At 68.7% G+C, this 5,227-nt stretch carries 5 protein-coding genes; 3 read left to right on the top strand and 2 right to left on the bottom strand.

From position 1 onward, the window contains the following. Nucleotides 1–198: 198 nt before the first annotated feature. Both NS1_RS33790 and NS1_RS33785 read left to right on the top strand, forming a co-directional pair. Entirely contained in the window at nucleotides 199–1,530 is a 1,332-nt protein-coding gene (locus NS1_RS33790; protein ID WP_062991133.1) for a M16 family metallopeptidase, read from the top strand. 45 nt (nucleotides 1,531–1,575) lie between these two features. Further along, nucleotides 1,576–3,093, top strand: coding sequence for a tetratricopeptide repeat protein (locus NS1_RS33785; RefSeq protein ID WP_062991096.1), 1,518 nt, complete (start codon nucleotides 1,576–1,578; stop codon nucleotides 3,091–3,093). Between the two features lies 1 nt (nucleotide 3,094). Here NS1_RS33785 and NS1_RS33780 read toward each other — a convergent pair whose 3' ends face one another. Then, nucleotides 3,095–3,433, bottom strand: a complete 339-nt coding sequence (locus tag NS1_RS33780) for an ArsR/SmtB family transcription factor (RefSeq protein ID WP_062991094.1) — start codon at nucleotides 3,431–3,433, stop codon at nucleotides 3,095–3,097. Between the two features lie 80 nt (nucleotides 3,434–3,513). On the opposite strand from NS1_RS33780, the gene NS1_RS33775 reads away from it, so the two are divergent. After that, entirely contained in the window at nucleotides 3,514–4,734 is a 1,221-nt protein-coding gene (locus NS1_RS33775; protein ID WP_255284795.1) for an MFS transporter, read from the top strand. A 43-nt stretch (nucleotides 4,735–4,777) separates the two neighbouring features. On the opposite strand, the gene NS1_RS33770 is transcribed toward NS1_RS33775, so the two are convergent. Beyond that, complete coding sequence (locus NS1_RS33770) at nucleotides 4,778–5,173, bottom strand: VOC family protein (protein ID WP_062991128.1); 396 nt, start codon at nucleotides 5,171–5,173, stop codon at nucleotides 4,778–4,780. Nucleotides 5,174–5,227 lie beyond the last annotated feature (54 nt).

Here is a 5,227-nt window from a genome sequence, read left to right as displayed (position 1 = left end):
AATCCAGGAGCCGGCCGTCGTGCCTGCTGCCTGCACGATGAGGCAATACGCGCACGTCGCCAGCTCCCGTTCGAGAGGTTGAGGACCCATGCCAGAACAGCCGTCCGGTGAGATCGGGTGACGAGGTCGAAGCACATCGAGTCGGATACCGAACCAGATGAGGACACCGCTATCGAGGATCGGGTGACAGAGCCGAAGTTGACCGAGTCGAGTTCCGAATCCGCTGACGCCGTGTCCACCGACGGTGGGGTGCGCCGCACCGTGCTGCCCGGTGGCCTGCGCGTGGTCACCGAACACGTGCCGGGCGTGCGCTCGGCCTCCATCGGGGTGTGGGTGGGCGTCGGTTCGCGCGACGAAGGCCCCACCGTGGCAGGCGCCGCGCACTTCCTCGAACACCTGCTGTTCAAGGCGACCCCGACGCGCACCGCCCTCGACATCGCGCAGTCCATGGACGCGGTCGGCGGCGAACTCAACGCGTTCACCGCCAAGGAACAGACCTGCTACTACGCCCACGTCATCGACGAGGACCTGCCGCTGGCGGTCGACCTGGTCTCCGACGTGGTGCTCAACGGTTTGTGCCGCGCGATCGACGTCGACGTGGAGCGCCAGGTGGTCCTGGAAGAGATCGCGATGCGCGACGACGACCCCGAAGACCTGGTGGCCGATTCCTTCCTCACCGCCATGTTCGGCGACCACCCCATCGGTCGCCCGGTGATCGGCAGCGTCGAGTCCATCGAGAACATGCAGGCCGCACAGCTGCGCGGCTTCCACCAGCGTCGCTACCGACCCGAGCGCATGGTGGTCGCGGTGGCGGGCAACGTCTCTCACGAACGCGTCGTGGAACTGGTGCACCGCGCGTTCGGTCCCCATCTCGACACCGCCGCCGAACCCGCGCCGCGTCGTGAGGGGAAGTTCCGCGCCCAGGGCGCCCCCGGACTGATCAGGATCAATCGCGACAGTGAACAGACCCACCTCGCCTTCGGCGTGCGGGCCTTCGGCAGGCACGAGGGCCAGCAGCGTTGGCCGCTGTCGATCCTCAACACGATCGTCGGCGGGGGCCTGAGTTCGCGTCTGTTCCAACGCATCCGGGAAGAACGCGGCCTGGCGTACTCGGTGTACTCGAGCGTGGACACCTTCGCCGATACCGGCTCGTTCTCGGTCTCGCTGGGCTGCCAGCCCGAAAACCTCGGCCAGGTGACGACATTGGCGCGCGATGTGCTCGACGACATCGCGGCCAACGGCGTCACCGACGCCGAATGCGCCAGGGCCAAGGGCTCTTTGCGTGGCGGACTTGTACTCGGTCTCGAGGACTCGGCCTCGCGGATGAACCGCATCGGCCGCAGCGAACTCAGCTACGGCAATCATCGCAGCGTCTCGGCCACCCTGGCCCGCATCGACGCCGTGACCACCGAGGAAGTCAGCGACATCGCCGCCACCTTGCTCGCCCGCCCCTACGGTGCGGCGGTGTCGGGGCCGTACCAGCGCACCCGCGACCTGCCCGCCTCGGTGCGAAAGCTCGTCGAGCGCTGACCGATTCGGCTCGGGGAGCCGAACGACAGGGGGAGGGGATCGGTCATGCCGGTGCAGGTGGCGTTGGAGCGCGCTCGCGCAGCCCAGGAGATCGGGCGGATCGAGGAGGCGCGGCGGATTCTCGGAACGGCGCTGGCGCACGCGCCCGACGACCCGCGCGTGCTGGTCGCACTGGCGGACATCGCCTACGACCTCGACGAGTACGACGACGCCGTGCGCTTCGCCGGACAGGCGCTGCACGCCGATCCCGATTCCGCCCGCGCGCACCAGCTGGTGGCGATGGCCTACCCGATGCGCGAGGAGTGGGACCTGGCGCTGGAGCACGGCCACACCGCCGCCCGGCTGCGGCCACACGATGCGGGAACTCTGCTGTTGCTGGCGTGGTTGTACAGCAACGGTCCGCGCAAGGACCCGGACCGGGCGCGCGCGGCGGTGGTCGACGCGGTCGCGCTGGCACCCGGCGACGCCTTCGTCCACTGTTCGGCGGCCGAGACCTACCAGCGGCTCGTCGACCTCGACGGGGTTCGGCGCCACATCACGGCCGGGCTGGCGATCGACCCGCTGCACGTCGACCTGCTGCGGATGCAGGCGCGAGCCGAATTCGAGATCGGTGGTTTCAACGGTGGTCGCGAGGCCGCCATCGCGACCCTGCGCGGCCTGCTGGCCGGCGCGCCGACCGATACCGCGGCGCGGCGGCTCCTCGCCGAAATGCACTGGCGGGCACTGCTCCGACTGGCGGCATGGGTCTGGGCTTTCGCGGGTTGCTTTGCGGCCGTGGCGATGTGGGCGCCGCCGATCGTGTTGCGGGTGGTCTCCCCGGTGATGTTCGCGGCCCTGCCGCTCGCCTGGTACGGGGTGTTTCGCAAGGTGCGCAAGCAACTACCACCGGGTTATCTGCGGGCCAGGGTGGCGCGACGACCACGGGTGCTGCTGGCGCTCGCCGCGGTGGCGGTGTCGGGATTGATCGTGGATCTGGGTGCGATCGCGACGCGGTCGGAATTCGCCGGGTTGGTGCGGCTGGGGTGCGTACTGCTGGTGCTCGGCGCCTTCGGTGCCGCCTTCGGGCATCTGTTGCTGTTCACGGCATGGATGCGGCGTGGTCTCGACGATCCCGATCCCGACGACGGTTCGGACTTCGCTCTGACCCAGATCGTCGTACTCGGCATGTGCCTGGTCCCGTTGGTTGTCGTCGCGGGGTTCGTGCGGGGGTGGGCGCGTCAGCCCGCGGTGTTCGGTGCGCTGGTTGCGGTGCTCGGCGTCGTGCTCGGCGCCCTGCTGATCGAGGCCGGGATCACGGTCTGGCTCGACCGGCGCGCGTTCCGCCACACCTGGGGGCTCGCGGTGGTGGCGTTGTGCGTGCTGGTGCTGCTGGCCGGGGCGGGTCTGGCGGTGCGGTGGGGTGGCGCCGAGATCGTCGACGGAGAAGTGCGCGGGCGGGAATTGGTGGTGGTGCCGCCGACGCCGACGACTACGCGTCGCCCACTACCCACGATCCCGAGCCGATTGCTGCAGACGCCGATCAGGCCGCTACCGGGTAGCGCGGAGTCCACCGCGCCGCGCTAGCTCACGCCGAGTGCGTGTCGGCGCGGTTCGCGGCCTCGACGATCGAGGGGAGCAGGCCGGGGACGGCGTGCTCGACAGCCTCGGTGCGCAGGTTCTGGTAGGTCTGGCCGTCGATGGTCAGGCGCTCGATCAGGCCCGCCTCGCGCAGGATCTTGAAGTGGTGGGTCGCGGTGGATTTGTTGATCGCGTCGTAGAGGGCCGCGCAGCGAATCGGGGCGGCCGCATTGCTCAGACGACGGACCATTTCCAGGCGGACGGGGTCGTGCAGGGCGCCGAGGATGGTGGGGAGCGCGGCGACGGGTATGGTCGGCGCCGGGGAAAGATCTTTAGCCTGTGTCATGATTTACCTCACTCGGGGGTTTGATAATCATCATACTCGGCGTAGCGTGAGGCACGTTCGATGGTGATCAAACTCTGCTGATGGGGACTGCTGTGGCAGCGACAACGATGGTGCCGGTCGAGGCCGGGCAGCGCTGGGCGTACGGGCTCGTCCTGGCCGCGAGCGCGGTGGCGCTCGGGGTGTCCGGGGCGCCCGCTCCGCTCTACGGGATCTATGAGACCGAGTGGCATCTGTCGCCGCTGACCACGACGCTGGTCTTCGCCGTGTACGCCTTCGCGGCGCTGGGCGCGGTGCTGGTCTCCGGCCGGATCTCCGACGTGGTCGGTCGCAAGCCGGTGATGATCGGCGCCTTCGCCACCATGATTCTCGGGCTGGTCGCGTTCCTGCTCGCCGATTCGGTGCCGATGTTGTTGCTGGCCAGGGCATTACACGGGGCGGCCGTCGGGGCCACTGTCGTCGCGGGCGCCGCGGCCCTGCTGGATCTGCGGCCCGAGCGTGGTGCGCGATCCGGGCAACTCAGTGGCGTCGCGTTCAATGTCGGCATCGCGGTCGCGGTCCTCGGCACCGCGGTCCTCGCGCAGTACGCGCCGTCGCCGCTGCGTACACCGTATGTGGTGATCGCGGTGGTGTGTCTGGCCGCGGGAGCGGGCATCCTCGCCCTGCGTGAACCGCACACCACCCGCGTGAAGGCGCGCATCACCATCGCGAAACCCTCGGTGCCGCACGAAATCAAGGCTGACTTCTGGTTCTCCGCGATCGGCGTGATGGCCGCCTGGTCGGTGCTCGGCGTGCTGCTGTCGCTGTATCCGTCGCTGGCCGCGGCCGAGACCGGCATGCACAACCTGGTCTTCGGCGGCATCGTCGTCGCGGGCACCGCGCTGGTCGCCGCCGTGGTCCAGCTCTTCGCCACCCGCGTTCCGGCCCGCCGCGCCGCGGTGATCGGCGACCTCGGCATGGCGGCGGCGCTGCTCGCCACCATCCCGGCGCTGGCCACGAAACAGCCCGCGGTGGTGGTACTCGCGGGACTGGTGCTCGGCGCCACCTTCGGGCTCGGGTTCGGTGGGTCGCTGCGCCATCTGTCCGAAGTCGTTCCGCCGCATCGCCGTGGCGAGACGATGTCGGCCTTCTACCTGCTGGCCTACTCGGCGATGGCGTTGCCGACGTTGGCGGCGGGCTGGGCGGCGACGACCTGGGGGATCGCGACGGTGTTCCCGTGGTTCATCGTGATCGTTTCGGTGGCCTGTGTCGGCGCCGCGCTGTTGGGTCTGCGCGGGATCCGGGCCGGCGCGAAACCGGCGTAGAACACAGGCCGGTCCCGAAGGAATCGGGACCGGCCTGGGTGTCCTACTCGGGCCAACCGCCGTACGGAACGGTGATCAGTTCCAGGAAGTGGCCGTTGGGGTCGAGGAAGTAGACGCCACGACCCCCGTCGTTGTGATTGATCTCGTTGACCCCGTGTTGCTGAGGGTCGGCCCAATGGTCCAGTTTGTAGCGCTGGATCTTGGCGTAGGCCGCATCGAACTCGGCCTCCGAGACCAGGAACGCGTAGTGCTGTGGCTGGATCTCGGAAATGAAGGGCGGAACCTTGGCGAAATCGAAGGCCGCTCCGTGATCGAGGGCGATCGGAATGAACGGCCCCCACTCTTTTCCTATGTCCAACCCGAGGATGTCCGCCCAGAACTCGGCGGTTTCCCGATTATCGCGACATCCGACAATGGTGTGATTGAACTGCACTGACAGGGGATTTCTCCTTGTTCGTGATGGCGCCGACCCTGGGCACGGTACGAGGCGGCC

It is taken from the genome of Nocardia salmonicida NBRC 13393 (assembly GCF_001613085.1).
GTDB lineage: Bacteria > Actinomycetota > Actinomycetes > Mycobacteriales > Mycobacteriaceae > Nocardia > Nocardia salmonicida.
Note: the sequence above shows the minus strand (reverse complement) of the source record. Positions and strands in the feature narration are given on the sequence as shown.

Excerpts from the sequence above, each read along its gene's own strand:
- NS1_RS33775 (WP_255284795.1), top strand. The coding sequence starts at position 3,514 with ATGGGGACTGCTGTGGCAGCGACAACGATGGTGCCGGTCGAGGCCGGG.
- NS1_RS33780 (WP_062991094.1), bottom strand. The coding sequence starts at position 3,433 with ATGACACAGGCTAAAGATCTTTCCCCGGCGCCGACCATACCCGTCGCC.
- NS1_RS33785 (WP_062991096.1), top strand. The coding sequence starts at position 1,576 with ATGCCGGTGCAGGTGGCGTTGGAGCGCGCTCGCGCAGCCCAGGAGATC.